The sequence below is a fragment of the Streptoalloteichus tenebrarius genome (assembly GCF_024171885.1).
GTDB classification, from domain to species: domain Bacteria; phylum Actinomycetota; class Actinomycetes; order Mycobacteriales; family Pseudonocardiaceae; genus Streptoalloteichus; species Streptoalloteichus tenebrarius.
This window is the reverse complement of sequence record NZ_JAMTCP010000069.1, coordinates 1-17522: the sequence shown is the minus strand read 5'-3', so window position 1 is coordinate 17522 and position 17522 is coordinate 1. Positions and strand designations below refer to the sequence as shown.

The following is a 17522-nucleotide window of genomic DNA, read 5'->3' as shown; positions in this document are numbered from 1 at the left end:
GGACGTGTTCGGGGCGGGCAAGGTCGAGGACTTCTCCTGGAAGGGCTGGCTGGACTTCACCACCTGCACCGAATGCGGCCGCTGCCAGTCCCAGTGCCCCGCCTGGAACACCGGCAAACCCCTGTCCCCGAAACTGCTCATCACCAGCCTCCGCGACCACGCCTACACCAAAGCCCCCTACCTGTTGGCCGGTGGGCGTAAGGACATGGCCGGTGAGGAGGTCGGCATCACCGGCGACAACGCCGAGCAGCGTCTGGCTGGCATTGATGTGTTGGCGTTGGCGGAGGCGGAGCGGCCGCTGGTCGGTGGCCCGGACGAGCTGGGGGTGATCGACCCCGAGGTGCTGTGGTCCTGCACCACCTGCGGGGCGTGTGTGGAGCAGTGCCCGGTCGACATCGAACACGTCGACCACATCATCGACATGCGCCGCTACCAGGTGCTGATCGAGTCGAACTTCCCCACCGAGCTGGGAGGGATGTTCAAGAACCTGGAGAACAAGGGCAACCCGTGGGGGCAGAACGCCCGGGACCGGCTCGCGTGGACCGAGGGCCTGCCCTTCGAGGTCCCCGTCTACGACGGTGAGCTGGGCCCGGAGGTGGAGTACCTGTTCTGGGTGGGCTGCGCCGGGGCGTTCGAGGACCGCGCCCGCAAGACGACGCGGGCGGTGGCGGAGTTGCTGCACCTGGCCGGGGTGAACTATGTGGTGTTGGGGTCGGAGGAGACCTGCACCGGTGACCCGGCCCGGCGGGCGGGGAACGAGTTCCTGTTCCAGATGTTGGCGCAGCAGAACGTGGAGGTCCTCAACACCGTCTTCGAACACCGGCCCGCCTCGGCACGCAAGATCGTGGTGACCTGTCCGCACTGCTTCAACACCCTGGGCAACGAATACCCCGAGTTGGGTGGCCAGTTCGAGGTGGTGCACCACACCCAGTTGCTCAACCGGCTGGTGCGGGAGCGGCGGCTGGTGCCGGTGGCGCCGTTGGGGGAGGACGTCACCTACCACGACCCGTGCTATCTGGGGCGGCACAACAAGGTGTATTCCCCGCCGCGGGAGCTGGTCGGGGCCACCGGGGCGACGTTGCGGGAGATGCCGCGGCACGCCGATCGGGCGTTGTGTTGTGGTGCGGGTGGGGCGCGGATGTGGATGGAGGAGCGGGTCGGGAAGCGGATCAATCTGGAGCGGGTGGACGAGGCGTTGGGGACCGCCCCGACGAAGATCGCTACGGGGTGTCCGTTCTGCCGGGTCATGATGACCGACGGACTCGTCCAACGGCAGAGCGAACGCGCCGCGCCCGCCCACGTGGAGATCGTCGACGTCGCGCAGGTCCTGCTGACCGCGGTCCGGCGCGGTCGTGACGGACAGGTGACCTCGCGCTCCTCATGATCACCCGCTTCGGGGGACGCGCTCGCCCGGACGGGCTATGGTGCGGGCGTGGCGATCACGAACTCGGGATCACGTGGCCGAGGGAGCGGCCGCCGGCACGTCACCGCGCAGCTCGTCGTCGACGCCGCGGAGCGGCTCACCGCCGACCGGGGCCTCCAGGGCTGGAGCATCCGGCAGCTCGCCGCGGAACTCGACGTCTGGCCCACGGTGATCTACCACCACGTGGGCGACCGCGAGGCCGTGATGGACGCGGTCACCGCCAGGGTGGTCGGCCGCATCCCCTGCCCCGAGGTCGACACGCCGTGGCGGGACTGGTTCCGCACCGTCCTCGTCGAGGGGCGCCGCGTGGTCCGGTCCTTCCCCGGGGTCGCGTTCCGGCTCGCCCAGAAGGGGCCCGTCACCGACTCCGCGCTCCCCCTGATCGACCGCGGGGTCGAGGTCCTGACCCGCGCCGGGTTCGGCTCCGAGGCGCCCGCCGTCTTCAGCATCCTGATGAACGGCGCGTTCTTCCTCGTCGCGTGGGAGGACGAGCACCACGCCACCCCCGTCTCCTACCACCGGCTGACGAGCTTCCTCCGCTCCTTCCGGGGCGACGGCGCCCGCCCGGGCCTGGCCGCGATGGGGGAGTACGTCGACCAGGTCCCCGCCGGGGACATGGAGGCGTTCCACGGCGGGCACCACAGCCTGCTCGTCGACGTCCTGCTGGACGGCGCGGCGGCCCGCCTCACCACCCGCCAGGGCGGCGGGGAGGAGGTCCCGGCGGTCACGGGATGACGCGCAGCGGCCACAGCTCGCCCGTCGCACTGTTGATCAGCGCCGCCCTGACCACCTCCGTGGTGAGCGGCAGGATGTCGTAGACGGCCGCCGCCACCAGCGGGAGCTGCCCGAGCTGGGCGCGGGGCGCGAGCGAGCAGTGCGGCAGCCACCGGCCGGCCTCGTAGTGCTGGTGCACGAACGCGCCCGTGCCCCGCACCGCCGCCAGGACCGCGCGCTGTCGGGCGACCAGGTCCTCGGGCACCGCGGGCACCAGGGAGATCCGGCCCCGCCGGAACGCGCCCATCGCGTCGAACGTGATCGTGAAGGGGCCGTGGTCGGGCAGCGCGTCCACCGCCGCCCGCACCTCGTCGACGTCCCACTCCAGCAGCACCACGTACGACATGTGCGGGTGGTGCTGGCCGTGGGTGTGCGTCCGCAGCGTCGGCACGCCCCGCTCCTCGAGCCGGTCCCACAGCCCTCGCAGGGCCCGCTCGGTTCGTCGGTCGAACAGCGCACAGACCCCGAGGGCCACGCTCCGACGGTAGCCGGACCGCGTCTCCCGCTCAGCGCGAGCGCGCGACCCTCTCCTGGTAGTCGCGGTACCGCGCCTCCAGCGCCGTCGGGTCGGGCCGGTCCCGCCTCGCTCCGGGCACGTGCGCCAGCCGCCGCCCGTGCAACTCCCGAAGCCCGTGCCGGGACACCGGATCGTCACCCTTGTCCGCCCTGACCCTGGGGTGGATCTCGATGTGGAGATCCGGGCGAATGCCCAGGAGCCCGGCGTCGAACGCGGCGTGGTGGAGTCGGCAGAGCGCGAGGCCGTTGGAGACGACCGGGTGCCCGTCCGGGTGGCTGTCAGGGCGGATGTGTGCCGCGTCGAGCAGCTCCTGGTAGGGCAGGCCGCAGACCGCGCAGCGCTCGCCGTAGGCGCGCAGCACCTGCGTGCGGAACATCGGCTGGTGGAGTCGCTGGCGGGTGACCTGCCGGGCGTAGCGGCGTTCGATCTCGGTGGGCGCCTTCTCCGACTTGTCGCGGATCTGGTCCTCGGTGAGGGCGATCGCCACCTGGAGTTGGTCGGGCTCGTCCACGGCGATCCAGATGGGGGCGCGGGGGAGGTAGATCCCCCTGTCGACACCGACGAACCAGATCAGGGGCAGTCGTCTCTCATACGCCCGACGGAGCGCGACGTTCGTGCTGAGCTGCGGGTTGTCCCCCTCGTACTTGTAGCGGAGGAGGCCGTCCGGCCCTTCCGCGTCCGCATACGGCGGCTTCTCGCCGGGCGGCGTGTAGGTGGTGAGGATGGAGAGAGCGGCTTCGAGGGGAGCTGGCGTCCAGATCTCCTTGGGAGGATTGACGAGCGGAACGCGCTTGTCCTCGAAACGGAACTCGGTGAGCTGCCGAAGGGTGACGGTGCCGTCCCCCTGGCGTGTCAGCTCCCGCAGCCAGTCGATCGCGGCTTCGCGGAGCCGCTCTTCGAAACTCTCGTCCCGCTCGTGTCGAGACAGATGAACGGTCCTGGTGTAGCGCAGGGACGCACCGAGATCGCGCCCGGCGACGTCGGTCGCGACGGCCTTCGCCGTCTCGGGCGGGAAGTACTCGGTGAGGAGTGCGTGCCACGCGGCCTCGAAGGTCCCACTGTCCTTCAGCAGTCGCTCCACGGGCTCACGCAGGCGGCCGTGGGCGTCCCGCTCGCGGAGCAAGCGTCCGCTTTCCCTCATGTCGGGATCGATGGGGCGCTGCGCGCCGTCCCGGACCTCCCACAATTCTCGTTCCAACTGCACGAATGGCACGGCCGCGCGGTCGGGCCGGACGTGTGGCGTCGGAGGTGCGTGCCGCTCGATCAGGCGGCCCACCGGCTCCTCCACGTCCGCATAGTGGACGCTCGTCGAACCGGAGGTGGCGAACCGGTGGAGCAGCCAGAGGAGGAACAGGGGCTTGTGCGGTGCGTTGGGCGCCCTGCGCAGCGACCGCAGGCGCGTCAGGAGCTGGTTCTCGTCCATGCCTCTCCACAACAGGAGCGGGGCCGCGCCCCTGGGGTGTTCGTTGGGGCGCGGCGTCCGCTCAGCGGGTTCTCCGGCTGATCTTCCCTCGGAGGGGGAGGTCGCCTCCCACGATCAGGACGGCGAGTCGGCGCGCTGGAGGAGATGGCGGAGCTGGGTGAGCAGTTCCCCCCGGTTGGCGCAGCCGAGGCGGTGGCGGATCCGGGCCATGTGGTGCTCGACGGTCTTGGCGGAGATGAAGAGCCGGTCGGCGACCTGCTTGTAGGTCAGGCCGGAGAGCACGAGGGAGGCGACCTCCCGCTCCCGCTCGCTGAGCTGCCCGCCGGGGACCCGCCCCGCGCCGGAGCGGTGCGGCGCGGAACCGCCGGTGGACGCGCCGGCCCGGGACCCGCCGGGCCGGCCCTGGAGCAGCCGGGCGCACTCCAGCAGGCCGACCATCGCCTTCCGGTCGGACGTGCGGATCGCGGCCTGGCCGGCGAGCCGGGCGCCGTCCCAGCACAGCCCGGCGTCGCGCAGGCCCCTGGCCGCCGCCGCCGTCCTGGTCGGGTCGATCGTGCCCGACGAGACCGCCAGCCAGCACTCGGCGGCGTGGGCGAGCACCGCGCAGAACCGGTTGTGGTGGCCGTTGGCCGCCAGGGCGGCGGCGTGCTCCTCGGCCACGTCCTGCTGGTCGGCGACGAGCGCGGCGTGCAGCCCGGCCCAGTGCAGCGGCGTCACCCACAGCGGCGGGTCGCCCAGACGCCGGGCCAGCGCGGTGGCCTCCCGCAGGTGGGGGACGACCCGGTCCTGGTCGCCGAGTCGGGCGGCGGCGACCGCCAGCTCGCCCAGGGGCAGGAACGTGAACAGGTCCACCGGGTGCCGGAGCACCGCCTCCCTGGCGTGCGCCCAGGTCTCGCGCAGCGCCGGCAGGTCGCTGCCCCGCCGGGCCAGGCCCACGTCGAGCGCGACCGCGAACAACCCGTCCCTCGGTTCGAGGGACCCCACGTCCTTCCTGATCTGGGCCAGGTGTTCCGCCGCGAGCGCGGTCCTCCCCCTGACCATGAGGATCCACGCCTGGAGCAGCCGGTGCCGGGTCGCCATGAGCGCGCCACCCATGCCCGAGGCGAGGGCGCGGGCGAGCACCGAGTCCGCGACGTCCAACTCGCCGCAGTGGACGGCGACGAGGGCGGCCAGCGCGGCGGGGCTGTCGGGCAGCGGCACCGCCCTGCCGGCCGGCTCCAGCAGCGAGGAGGCCCTGACCAGGGTGGACAGCGCGGCCGTCCAGCAGCCGGTGACCGACTCGTGGACGCCGTGGGCCGTCAGCGACGCCGCCCCGGCCAGGAGCGTCGGCGGTTCGTCGGACGGGTTCCCCGCGAGCAGCGGCTCGGCCGCCGCCAACTGCCCCGTGCCGATCAGGCCCACCGCGGCGAAGGCCGCCGAGGGGCCGGTCCTGGCCCACCGGTACAGCTCGGCGCTGCGGCCGAGCTGTCCCCGGTGCGCCAACGCCGCCGCCGCCACGCACGCCGCGTTCGCGCGGTCCGGCGAGTCCCGCGCGCCGATCACCTGGTCGGCCAGGCGCAGCGCCGGGTCGAGGTCGCCGGCCAACGCCGCCGCGAGCGCCCAGCCGGCCGCCAACGCCGAGACCGGCCGGCCGGCGGCGGCCGCCGCCGCGAACAGCTCCGCGGACAGCGCGGGCTCGGCGGGCAGCGCCTCGCCGGCGGCCGCCTCGAAGGCGGCGGCCACGCTCTCCCCGCCCACGCCGCTGCCGAGTAGCGACCGGGCCAGCGGGAGCACGGACTCCCCCCTGGCGAGCTGGAGTTCGGCCAACCGCTGCCGCACGCCCACCCGTTGCTCGGCGGGCAGCAGGGACCGCACGGCGGACCGGCTCAGCGGCAGGAGCGTCCCGTCCGCCGCCAGCAGTCCGGTCGCGCGGGCCGCCGCCATGACCTCGCCCACCTCGTCGGCCGCTCGGCCCAGGAGTGCGCCGAGGAGGTCCATCCGCAGCCCCACTCCGGCCTCCATCGCCAGGAGGAGTCGGCGGACGTCGGGGTCGAGCAGGTCCAGGTCGTGCCGGAACCGGGCCACGGCGCCGGCCGGCGGCTCCGCCGTGGTCTCCCGGTCCCCCCGGCGGCGCTGGTCGGCCAGCGCCTCGGCCATCCAACGCACGAACCGGGGAACGCCGCCGGTCTGGGCGTGGACGTGGTCGACCGTGGCCGGGGACGGGGTGGCGTCCAGCGCCCGCCCGAGCAGCTCCGCGGTCTGGTCGTGGCTGAGCGGGCCGAGGGTGAGCAGCGGCGTGGCCAGGTCGAGCGCCTCCAGCAGCTCGGCGAGCGCCGCGGGTCTCGGCCACGGCCGGCAGGCGACGACCACGCCCTGCCGGCCGCGTTCGACGCGTTGGCGCAGCTCGCGGAGCTGCGCGTCGCCGAGCTGGTGCGCGTCGTCGACGAGCAGGACGACGTCGTCCGTGGCGTCGGGCAGGCCCCACCTCGGGTCGAGCACGCCGACGTCGGCCTGTCGGCACGCGTCGGCGAGCGCGCGGAGCACGGTCGTCTTGCCGTGCCCGCCGGGCGCGACGACACCGAGGCGGGGAGGTGTGTGCGGCGCGGAGCCGACGGAGTCGAGGAGTCGTCTGGTTCGGGGGTCCAGGAGGGGCTGGTGGCGGATCGCGGTGTGGGTCAACGGCCGTCCTTGGCGGGCTGGGGCTTGCTCGACGGGGTGCGGGTTGGGGGGTTGAGCACGGCGGGGGCGGAGGGGGCCGCGTCGGGGGAGGAGGTCGCCTGCCCGGGGTCGGCTCCCGGCGCCGGTGTCGCGTCCCCCTGGAAGGTGAAGGTCAGCGCCACCCCGGCCACGAGGAGCGCGACCACCCCCGCCGCGAGGACGCCGGGTCTGCCGAGGAGGGCGGGCCGGACCCCGGACCGGAGGCCGGGGACGCGGTCGCGCAGGGTCCGCCGGGGCGGCAGGTCGATCGGGAGGACCTCCACCGGGGGGCGGGGCGGTGGGGCGGTGGGCTCGGCGCGGTCCTCGTCGGCGGGGCGGAGGAGGACCGGGGCGGCGTCGACCGGTTCGAGGACGGTCGTCCGCTCCACGAGGGGGGGAGGGGGCGGCGCGGGTCGCCGGGGGTGGCCGGCCACCCGCCAGCGGGCGACGGTCGCGGCGCCCCTGGCCAGGGCGGTGGCCGGGTCGGGGTCCACGACGACCCGGCAGCGGAGCGCGGCCCCGACGAGGCCGGGGACCAGGGGAGCGCGCGCGGACTCGCCGACGAGCAGGGCGGCCTCGGGCGGTCTGCTGTCCAAAGTGGACAGAACATCGCGGGACAGCGCGTCGGCGGCGTGCTCCCACGCCGGCCGGGCCAGGTCCTCGACCAGGCCCCGGGACACGGCGACCCGGGTGTGCGCCCGGGGTAACCGCACGGGGATCACGGCCTCGGCCCGCGTGGCGAGGGCGTCCACCGCGAGGGCGCAGTCGGCGCGCAGCCGCGACAACGCGAGCCGGACACCGGGATCGTCGTGGTCGAGGTCGTCCAGCGCGCGGCCCAGCTCGCCGCGCACGTGGTCGAGGAGCAGGTCGACCAGGTGGTCCCCGCCCAGGCCGTCGAGGGCGCGGGCCCCCCCGACGAGGTCGAACGAGGCGGTCTCGGTTCGCCGCGCCACCGCGCACTCCACGCCGTCGCCGTTCACCGCGACGACGGCCAGCGCCGCGCCGGCGCTCACCGGCTCCCGGACCGCGTGCAACTCGGCGGCCGCGACCGGCCGGGGCACCAGGGACACGTCAGGCACCCCGATCTCCCGCAACGCGCGGAGGACCGCCCGCGTGCGGTGCGCGCCCCAGCCGGCGGGATGGGTGACGGCGACGTGGCGGGCCGGGGCCCCCTCCCTGGCCGCGACCTGGTCCACGACCCACTGGACGAGCACCGCGGTGAGCACCTCCGGCAGGTACGGCTCACCCCCGATGATCATCGGGGTCGGATCACCCACCCGCTGGGGGAATCCCCGGGCGACGAGCGTGGGGTGGGTGGGGGCGAGCTGCTCGGCGTCCTCACCCACCAGGGCCGACCCGTCCGGGGACAGGTGCAGCAGCGTGGGAACACTCGCGGCCCGCGCACCGAGCCGGACCACGGGGCGGGGGGCGCCCGGCGGGCCGTCGAGACGACAGACCGCGGCCGTGGTCCGGGCGGGGCCAACGTCAACACCCACGACGTAGGGCATGCGGGCGGCTTCCTCCCTCGTCGCCGAGCTGGGCTTTCGGCCGTCACACCGCTCGGGCTCACCTGTTCGTATCAAGGGGGGCTACCCCTGGTGGCAGCCCCGGTTGGTCACATCTCCAACCCCCCAGGCCCCTAAATGGTGACGGTGGAGATCGGTCCTCCGGGGGGTGAACTCTAACCCGGAGTGATCCCCGATGTGCGTTGGGTGACCACCGACCTAGCGTTCGTTCCATGCCGGGCCGGTGTTACGCGTCCCGGTCAACTGCTCGTTTCCTGGAGAGAGACTCCCGATGACGCACTCGCAGACGCTGCACGACTTCGTCCTCGACCTGCTGCGCGACCCGCAGGCGCGGTCGGCCTTCGAGCTGGACCCGGAAGGCGCCCTGCGTCACGCGGGGTTGGGCGACATCTGCGCCGAGGACGTGCAGGAGGTCGTGCCGCTGGTGCTGGACTACGCCCCGGCACAGCTCGCCGGCCTCGACGCGTCGGCCCCCGCCGTCGACGCCGCCGCGCACGGCGGGGTGGCCGCGGGGCAGGCCGGCGCCATCCAGCAGCTCCAGGCCGTGACCCAGAAGCTCGCGGTGAGCGGGCAGACCCCCGACGCGGGGAACGCCGTCTCCGCCCACCTGCCGGGCGGCCTCGACGCGACCGCGGGGACCAAGGGCGACCTGGGCGCCGCCTCCGGTGCCGTGGGCGACTTCTCCACGCACGGCGACCCCACCGCGACGCTGGACGCCGACGTGCTCCACGCGGGCGCTGGCGTGACCCCGCCTGGTCTGCACGTCGGTGCGGGCCTGGGCGTGGGCGCCGGCCTCGGCCTCGGCGCGGGTGTCGGTGTGGGTGCCGGTGCTGGCGTCGGCGCTGGTGCTGGCGTCGGTGTGGGCGCTGGTGTCGGTGCTGGTGTGGGTGCCGGCGTTGGTGTGGGCGCTGATGTCGACGCGGGCGTGGGTGCCGGTGTCGGCGTGGGTCTCGGTGTTGGCGCCGGACTCGGTGCCGGTGTTGGTGTGGGCCTGGGCGCCGGTGTCGGAATCGGTGTTGGCGCCGACGTGGACGCCGGCCTCGGGCTGGGCGTCGGCCTCGGTGTTGGTGCCGGGGTTGGTGCGGGCGCTGGCGTCGGTGCTGGTGTGGGTGCCGGCGTCGGTGTCGGTGCTGACGTCGACGCGGGCCTCGGCGTGGGTGTGGGCGCTGGTGCTGGCGTCGGCGTTGGTGCTGGCGTTGGCGCTGGTGTGGGTGCCGGCGTCGGTGTTGGTGCCGACCTCGACGTGGACGCCGGCCTGGGTGTGGGCGTCGGTGCTGGCGTCGGTGTCGGTGCCGACGTGGACGCCGGTGTGGGTGTTGGCGTGGGCGCGGGTGTTGGCGTTGGCGTGGGCGCTGATGTCGACGCGGGCGTCGGTGTCGGCGCTGGCGTTGGTGTTGGTGTTGGTGCCGGTGTGGGCGTGGGTGCTGACGTGGACGCCGGCCTCGGGCTGGGTGTGGGCGCTGGCGTCGGTGCCGGTGTTGGCGCCGGTGCCGGTGCCGGTGTTGGTGTTGGCGCTGGCGTGGGCGTGGGTGCTGACGTGGACGCCGGCCTCGGGCTGGGCGTCGGTGCCGGTGTTGGTGTTGGCGCCGGCGTGGGTGTCGGCGCGGGCGTGGGCGCCGGTGTGGACGCGGGCCTGGGTGCCGGCCTTGGCGCGGGCGCTGGCGTGGGTGCCGGCCTCGGTGCGGGCGTGGGCGCGGGTGCCGGACTCGGCGCTGGTCTCGGTGTGGACGCCGGCGTCGGCGCGCCGCACCCGCACGGCCACGTCGGCCACGGCCCGGCGGACTCGGTGCACGCCGGGGTCAACGACGGCGTCGCCGGTGCGGCCAAGCCGATCGCCGGCGGGGTCGACACCGCGGGCGTCGGCGGCGACCTGGCGCACCACCACGGCGTGGACCTCGCGTTCTGAGAGCGAACCAGCGGCAGTGGGCCGGATCCGTCTCCCCGACGGGTCCGGCCCTTCCCGCCGCCCAGGGAAAGCCAGCCGCCACACTGGGCGCCGTGACGGCATCGTCCTGGCTCAAGGTCCTCGACGAGACGATCGGGATCTGCGACGCCCACGGCCGCCCCGACCTCGCCTCCGCGCTGCGCCGCCGGCGCGTCCGCCTGCTCGACCCGCACCTGCGCGTGGTCGTGGTGGGCGAGGCGAAACAGGGCAAGAGCCAGTTGGTGAACGCGCTGGTCAACGCGCCGGTCTGCCCCGTGGGTGACGACGTCCCCCCCACGGCGCCGACCGTCGTCCAGCACGCGGCCTCCCCCGCGGCGTTCCTCGTCGCCCGCCCGTCCGAGCCCGGCGCCCCGACGACGAGGACGCCGGTGCCGGTCGACCGCGTGGCGCGGGAGAGCGCGGCCCGGGCCGGACTGCTCCGGGTCGAGGTCGGGGTCCCGAGGGGGCTGCTCGCCGGTGGTCTGTCCTTTGTGGACACTCCACCCGTCGGGGAAGGCGGGGGCGCGCGGGGCGACGAGACCCTCGCCGCGCTGGCGGACGCCGACGCGGTGGTCGTCGTCTCCGACGCCACCGCCGAGCTGTCGCCCGCCGCGCTCGACCTGGTCCGCAGGGTCGCCGCGTCCTGCCCCGCGGTCCTCTGCGTCCTCACCAAGATCGACCTGGTCCCCGGGTGGCGCGACGTGCTGGAGCGGAACCGGTCCCTGCTGGCCTCGGCTGGCCTGGCGGCGCCGCAGTTCCCGGTCTCGGCCACCCTCCGGCTGCGCGCGGCGGACACGGGGGACAGGGCGCTCAACGCGGAGTCCGGTTTCCCCGCGCTGCTCTGCCACCTCCAGCGGGAGGTGCTCGCCCGGCGCGACCAGCTCGCGCGCCACGTCGTCGCGACGTCGGTGGCGGCCGTGCTGGAGCCGCTGGTCGTCAGGGCGCGCGCCGACCTGGAGCGCCCGCGCAGGGCCGCGCCGGCGGCGACCCGGCTGGAGGAGGCGCAACGCCAGCTCGACGAGCTGCGCCGCCGGTCCACGCGGTGCCACCAGATCCTCGCCGACGAGATGGCGGACCTCGCCTCCGACATGGACTACGACCTGCGGGAGCGCACGCGCACCGTGCTTCGCGAGGTGGACAGGATCCTCGACGACGCCGACCCGCTCGTGGTGTGGGAGACGGTTGAGGACTGGCTGGGTCGGAACCTGTCCGAGGTGGCGGAGGCCAGCGCGACCTGGTTGGCCGAGCGGTGCCGGTGGATCGCGGAGAAGGCGGCGGCGGTCCTCCCGGTCCCTGGCGCGGAGGCGGGGGCCGGCACGGTGTCGGCGCTGGGCGTCGCCCCGGACGAACTGTCCAGTGTGGACATGCCAAGGATCGAGCGGTTCACCGTGGCGCAGAAGACCTTCATCGGCCTCAAGAGCTCCTATGGGGGAGTCCTGATGTTCGGCCTCGTCACCAGCCTGGCGGGGCTGCCCCTGATCAACCCGGTGTCGCTGGGCGCGGGCGCCGTGTTCGCCGGCAAGAGCGTGCGCGACGAGTCGCGGAGCCGGTTGCAACGGCGGCAGGCCCTGGCGAAGGCCGCGGTGCAGCGGCACGTCGACGACTTCTTCCTCCGGTTCGGCAAGGACTGCCGGGACGCCGCCCGGCACGTGCACCGCGCGCTCAGGGACCACTTCACCGCCGTCGCCGAGGAGGTGCAGGAGCGCGTCGTGGAGTCGGCGAGGCTGGCCAGGGAGGCGGCGACCGCCGAGGCCCTCGACCGGGAGCGCCGGACGCGGGAGCTGGAACGGCTGCTCACCCTGCGCCGCAGGGCCTCGGCGTTGGCGGTCGCCGGGCACGGGAAACCCTTGGAGATCACCGCATGACCAGTGAGATGACCGGGCTCACCGCGCACACCGCGCTCATGTCGGAGGCCCGGTCCCTGCTGACCGGGGCGCTCACGGCCTACCGCGACGTTCCCCGGGCCGCGCAGTGGCTGCACGCCCGGCTGCGGCGACTGGACGAACCCCTGCGGATCGGCGTCGTCGGCGCCCGCGGCGTTGGCAAGTCCACCGCGCTCAACGCCGTCGCCGGGCGCGGCCTGCGCGACGCCGTCCTCGTCGAGGTCACCACGCCGACCCCGTCCCAGGACAGCGGCGGGACCGGATGGGACGACGTCGACGCGTCCCTGTTCCTCACCCGCCACGCCCGGCCCGCCGACCTGGCCACCCTGCGGTCCGCCCAGGACAGTCCCGTGGCCTCGGCCCTGCCCGTGGGCGTCGTCCTGGTGCTCTGCCGGGCGGACGAGACCAGCGCGGGCAGGATCGACGCCCTGACCACCGCCCGGCAGCTCGCCCGTCGGCACCGGCGGGACGTGCGGTGGCGGGCGTTGTGCCAGAACGTCGTCGCCCTGTCCGGACTGCTCGCCCACACGGGCAGGACCCTGCGGGAGAGCGAGTTCGCGGACCTCGCGACCCTGGCCGCGGTTCCCAGGGCCGAGCTGGAGAACGTCCTGCTGTCGGCCGACCGGTTCGTCGGCGCCGACTTCCCCGTGCCCATGGACCCCGCCACGCGCCACGCCCTGCTCGACCGGTTCGGCGTCTTCGGGCTCCGTCTCGCGACCACCCTGGTCCGGACGGGGTGCGACACCCGGGCCACGCTGTCCGCGCAGCTCGTGCGGCGCAGCGGCCTGGCCGAGCTGCGGGAGACCGTCACGCGGTGCTTCGTCGACCGGGGCGAGGTGCTCAGGGCGCGGTCCGCGTTGCTCGCGCTGGAGCTGGTTCTGGAGAGGGAGCCGCACCCCACGGCCGGTCGTCTCGCCGCCGAGCTGGAGCGGGTCGTGGCCTCGGCGCACGAGGTCCGGGAGCTCCACGCCCTGGGAAACCTCACGTCGGGCCGCACGGCGCTGTCCCCCGAACTCACCGCGGAGGCGGATCGACTGCTCGGCGGTCAGGGCACGGAGGTCGCCGTCAGGTTGGGCATGGCGGAACCGCCGTCCCCCGCCGACCTCCACGCCGCGACGACGAACGCTCTCCTGCGGTGGCAGCGCCAGGCCGAGAACCCCTTGCTGGACCAGCATGACCGGGGCCTCGTGGCGACCGTCGTCCGGACGTGCGAGGGCATCCTCGCCGACCTGTCCGGATGAGGCCGCCCTCCCGCGAGGTGGCCTGGCGTAGATTGGTCGTCACCGTCCGCAGCGGACCACCGGGCGGGGAAGTCGGAGCATGCAGGCGGGGAGCGGCGCATGGACGGCGGAGGTCACCGGGACGAACCACGCGACGAAACGCCCCCGGTCCAGGCCAACAGCGTTCGTGACGTCGTCGGGACCGTGGTGCAGGTCGGACGTGTGGACACCTTCGTGTCCTCCGGCGACGCCCCGCCTCCGGTGACCGTGCCCCGGGAGCTTCCGCCGGAACCCGCGCCGTTCGTCAACCGCAGCAAGGAAATGTCGCTGCTCGCCGACGGACTGGCCCGCCGGGAGCCCCACGAGCGTCCGATGGTCGTCGTGCTGAGCGGCCCCGAGGGGATCGGCAGGACGACGTTGGGCGTGCGCTGGGCGCACGACGTGCGCGACCGCTTCGCCGACGGCCAGTTGTGGGTGGACCTGGAGCGGGTGCGCCAACGCGGCGCCAGCGGGATCAGCGACGTCGCCGCCGACTTCCTCCGGGCGATGGGCGTCCACGACAGGTGGATCCCGTCGGACCCGTCGGGGCGGTTCGGCCTGCTGCGGTCGAAGACCGCCGAGGGTCGGTTCCTCATCGGGCTCGACAACGTCGCGAACTCGGCCGAGGTCATGCCCCTGATGCCGGCGTCGTCGCGGAGCGCCGTCCTGATCACCACCCACTGGGAGCTGGACGAGCTGGTGACCGACGGGGCCGAGGCGGTGCGGCTGGCTCCGCTGGCGGACGAGGACGGCCTGCGCCTGCTCGCCGAGCACATCGGCGCGGAGCGGGTCGAGGCGGAACCCGAGGCGGCCGCCGACCTGGTGAGGCTGTGCGGCGGCCTTCCCCTGGCGCTCCGGGTGGTCGCGGCCCAACTGCGGCGGCGGAGACGCCTGTCGATCGCCGACCTGGCACGTGAACTGGGCGCGGACCCCACCCTTCCCCGCGTCGACCCGTCGATGCTCGACCGGCTGCGCAGCGAAGGGAGAGCGGTGGTGAACTCGGCCTGCGAGAACTCCTACCGGAACCTTCCCGACCAGGCACGACGGCTGTACCGGGTGCTCGGCCTGCACCCGGGGCCGTGCTTCTCCCGCGAGGTGGTCGCCGCGGCGGCCGACCTTCCGCCGCACACGGCCGACGAGTTGCTGGACGTGCTGCACCGGGGTCACCTCGTGGAGGAGGACGAGTCCTCCAGGCGGTTCCGGTTCCACCACCAGTTGATCCGGCTCCACGCCGCGGGACGCGCCCACGCGGAGGAGTCGGCCGAGGAGCGGGACCGGATCGTGGACCGCATGGTCCGGTGGTACCTGCGCACCGCCGAGGCGGCCGACTGGGCCGTGATGGGCGTCCGGATGCGCTGGCCCCTCGGCCAACAGCGGCCACCCGAGGAGCCGTCGTTCGCCTCGTCCTCCGCCGCGCTGTCCTGGCTCGACGACGAGCGAATCACCCTGTTGGGCGCGGTCCGAGCCGCCGCCGAGCGGCACTGGGACGACGTGGTCTGGCGGCTGTGCCAGGCGTTGTGGGCGTTGTACCTGCACCGCAAGTACTACCACGACTGGATCGAGTCGCACCGGCTCGCCGTCGAGGCCGCGCGACGCTGCGGCAACCCGTGGGCCGAGGCCAGGATGCGCAGCCAGCTCGCCCGCGCCTACCGGGAACAGAAGAGGTGGGAGGAGGCCCACGACGAGCTGGCCGAGGCGCGGCGGGCGGCCGAGGACGCGGGCCATCCCCAACTGCTCGCGTCCGTGGTCGAGTTCACCGGGCTCACCCACTTCGACCAGGGCGACTACCCCAGCGCCCTCGCCGCGTTCCGCTACTCCCTGCGCGTCAACGAGGAGCTGGGGGACAGGCGGGGCATCGCGTTGCAGCTCCAGTTCGTGGGGCGGACCCTCAACCGCACCGGCGAGCACGCCGAGGCGGCGGCGGCATTCGAGCGGGCCAGGGATCTGCTGGCCGAGCTGGGCGATGACCGAACGAAAGCCCGCGTCCTCACCGGGCTCGGCGACGTCTACCGGCACCTCGGTCGTCTCGACGACGCACGCGCCGTCCTGATGGAGGCGGTCGCGATCATGCGTCGTCTCGGCGCGTGGGACTACGAGTCGGACGCGTTGGAACCATTGGTGGAACTGACCGAGGGCCCTTCCCGCGTGGAGCACCTGCGTCGGCTGATGGAGATCCACCTGAGCACCGGCAGCCCCCGCGCGGAGGAGTTCCGGGCGCGGCTCGCGGACGCCGAGCGGTAGGTCAGGCCGCGCCGGCCCCCGGCGGCGCGAGCGCGACCGTGACCTCGGCGGAGCCGAGACGCGTGCGGAAGTCGGGGCGGAGGTCGTCCAGGGGACGGCCCGCGGCGACCCAGGCGTAGACGGCGGACGCGAACACCGTGGGGTCGACGGAGTCCCGTGGCGCGTGGCGCGGGATCGCCATCACGGCGGGGCCCTCCCGAAGACGGAGAAGGCAGCGGCCCCCTCCGTCGACCGCCGCGACGATCCGGCACCCGGGACAGCGGCGCAGGATCTCGTCCGGCTCCGTCCCCTCCAGCCAGGAGAGAACGTCCGCGACCCGACGGAACACCACGCTGGCGCTCTCCACCAGCCGGCCGTCCGGGTCGTCCAGATCCACGGCCAGGTGCTGTCGACGCAGGCCGGTGCCCCGGTCGGTGCCGTCGTCGAGGACCGCCGCGAAGCGGTGGAGCCGGACCTCCGGCACGGGCGCGTCCGCGAGATCGGTGAACACCTGGAACGCCGTGACCTGGGGCCGGCGCGTCGAGGGCAGCGGCACCGGGTCCACGCGCGGCGCGCGGGGAGGGGGCGACAGGTCCATCAGGTGGTACATCAGCTCACGCAACAGGTGCGCGGACCGGCCCGGTTCGGCGAAGGCCGCCGCGGCGAGCGCGGCGTGCCGGCTCGGCTCGTGCCCCGCCACGACCTCCGACACCTGCGCGCGCAGGGGCCGTGAGATGTCGAGGCGCGGCGCGAAGGACCGGAGTTCGGCCAACGGCGTGCCCGGCACGACCTGCGCCCCGCCGTCGCTGGCCAGCAGCACGGGCGCCCCGAGCGCCGCGCCGTAGAACGTGACCGACCCGTGGTCGCCGACGACCAGGTCCGCCGCCACGAGCGCCGCCCGCCAGCCCTCGGCCGGAGGGACGAGGATCAGGCCAGCCTCCCGCGCGGTGGCCAGCCAGGACCGCGTCTGCCACCGGCTGTGCCCGTGCCAGACGTTCGGGTGCAGCACCGCCGCGACGGCGTACTCGTCGACGGGCAGTTCCGCGAGCAGTCGGGCCGGCAGCTCGGGATGCCGACCGAGCAGCGACTCGGGGCCCCAGGTCGAGGTGACCACCACGAGCTGGCGCCCGGCGACGCCGAGCGCCTCCCGGTACCGCTCCCGCAGCCGACGGCTCGCGAGGATCCGGTCGTAGCAGGGGTCGCCGGCCACGACCGCCCGGGGGACCGCCTCCGGGCACACCCGCTCCAGCAGGGCGAGCTGGTCTGGGTGCGACAGGGCCAGCGCGGACGGCACGACGCGGCCCTGGCGCACCAACCTCTCCCGCGCCAGGCCCGACACGGACGGCCCGCTGTCCGATGTGGACACGACGAACTTGTGGAACCCTGCGCCGTGCGGCAGGAGCAGCAGCGGAGCCCGGATGCGGTGCAGCTCCCCGTTCTCGCTCGCGGAGATCGCCAGGTCGAACCGGGTCTGCACCACCTGGTCCCACGGCACGGGGCGGGTCTGGATCCGGGCGAGCAGCTCGTCGACACCGTCGTCGAAGGCGGAGTGGCCCGCGACCGTGAACAGCACCTCGACCCGGAAGTCGTCCCGCAGCACGGGAAGCACGTCGAGGAGGCGACCGGTCGAGGTCACCGTGCGGGCGACCGCCAGGACCCTGCGTTGGACGGGAACTGTGACCCACCGGTCGGCCCGGGGGCCGATCGGCGTCTCCAACCACCTGTCGTCACCGCGCATCGTCGCCCCGGGGGAGCAGGTCGCGGCCGGACCGGGAGGGACCTCGGGCTACCGGGGAGCCGGCTCCGGTTTCCGGTTTCCGGTTTCCGGTTTCCGGTTTCCGGTTTCCGGTTTCCGGTTTCCGGTTTCCGGTTTCCGGTTTCCGGTTTCCGGTTTCCG

11 protein-coding genes and 1 pseudogene are annotated in these 17522 nt (G+C 74.4%); 7 read left to right on the top strand and 5 right to left on the bottom strand.

Going from position 1 to position 17522, the window contains the following annotated elements:
- The coding region (locus LX15_RS30855; RefSeq protein ID WP_253674605.1) for a (Fe-S)-binding protein at positions 1-1384 on the top strand (1384 nt) is incomplete at its 5' end.
- A 48-nt stretch (positions 1385-1432) separates the two neighbouring features.
- The gene (locus LX15_RS30850; RefSeq protein ID WP_253674603.1) at positions 1433-2158 is read left to right on the top strand and encodes a TetR/AcrR family transcriptional regulator; all 726 of its coding nucleotides are present in this window, start codon (positions 1433-1435) and stop codon (positions 2156-2158) included.
- On the opposite strand, the gene LX15_RS30845 is transcribed toward LX15_RS30850, so the two are convergent.
- The 4 genes from LX15_RS30845 to LX15_RS30830 all read right to left on the bottom strand — a co-directional run bounded on the left by LX15_RS30845 (position 2148) and on the right by LX15_RS30830 (position 8321).
- Positions 2148-2672, bottom strand: coding sequence for a 2'-5' RNA ligase family protein (locus LX15_RS30845; protein WP_253674601.1), 525 nt, complete (start codon positions 2670-2672; stop codon positions 2148-2150). The genes LX15_RS30850 and LX15_RS30845 overlap by 11 nt on opposite strands.
- 31 nt (positions 2673-2703) lie before the next feature.
- The gene (locus LX15_RS30840; RefSeq protein ID WP_253674599.1) at positions 2704-4137 is read right to left on the bottom strand and encodes an HNH endonuclease; all 1434 of its coding nucleotides are present in this window, start codon (positions 4135-4137) and stop codon (positions 2704-2706) included.
- Between the two features lie 114 nt (positions 4138-4251).
- Positions 4252-6795 carry a helix-turn-helix transcriptional regulator gene (locus LX15_RS30835; protein WP_253674597.1) on the bottom strand — a complete coding sequence of 848 codons (2544 nt, stop codon included), beginning with the start codon at positions 6793-6795 and terminating at the stop codon, positions 4252-4254.
- On the bottom strand, positions 6792-8321 hold the full coding sequence (locus tag LX15_RS30830; RefSeq protein ID WP_253674595.1) for an Hsp70 family protein: 1530 nt from the start codon (positions 8319-8321) through the stop codon (positions 6792-6794). The genes LX15_RS30835 and LX15_RS30830 overlap by 4 nt, the downstream gene beginning before the upstream one ends.
- 289 nt (positions 8322-8610) lie before the next feature.
- On the opposite strand from LX15_RS30830, the pseudogene LX15_RS33750 reads away from it, so the two are divergent.
- The 4 genes and pseudogenes from LX15_RS33750 to LX15_RS30810 form a co-directional block, all read left to right on the top strand.
- Positions 8611-8715, top strand: a pseudogene (locus LX15_RS33750) (IniB N-terminal domain-containing protein); the annotation flags it as partial.
- A gap of 1622 nt (positions 8716-10337) precedes the next feature.
- On the top strand, positions 10338-12128 hold the full coding sequence (locus LX15_RS30820) for a dynamin family protein (RefSeq protein ID WP_253674591.1): 1791 nt from the start codon (positions 10338-10340) through the stop codon (positions 12126-12128).
- Positions 12125-13387, top strand: coding sequence for a hypothetical protein (locus LX15_RS30815; RefSeq protein ID WP_253674589.1), 1263 nt, complete (start codon positions 12125-12127; stop codon positions 13385-13387). Before LX15_RS30820 ends, LX15_RS30815 begins: the two co-directional genes overlap by 4 nt.
- A gap of 99 nt (positions 13388-13486) precedes the next feature.
- Entirely contained in the window at positions 13487-15646 is a 2160-nt protein-coding gene (locus LX15_RS30810) for a tetratricopeptide repeat protein (protein WP_253674586.1), read from the top strand.
- 1 nt (position 15647) lies between these two features.
- Here LX15_RS30810 and LX15_RS30805 read toward each other — a convergent pair whose 3' ends face one another.
- Positions 15648-17261, bottom strand: a complete 1614-nt coding sequence (locus LX15_RS30805; RefSeq protein ID WP_253674584.1) for a hypothetical protein — start codon at positions 17259-17261, stop codon at positions 15648-15650.
- Between the two features lie 40 nt (positions 17262-17301).
- On the opposite strand from LX15_RS30805, the gene LX15_RS30800 reads away from it, so the two are divergent.
- Positions 17302-17522: hypothetical protein (locus LX15_RS30800; protein ID WP_253674582.1), on the top strand; the 221-nt coding region annotated here is incomplete at its 3' end.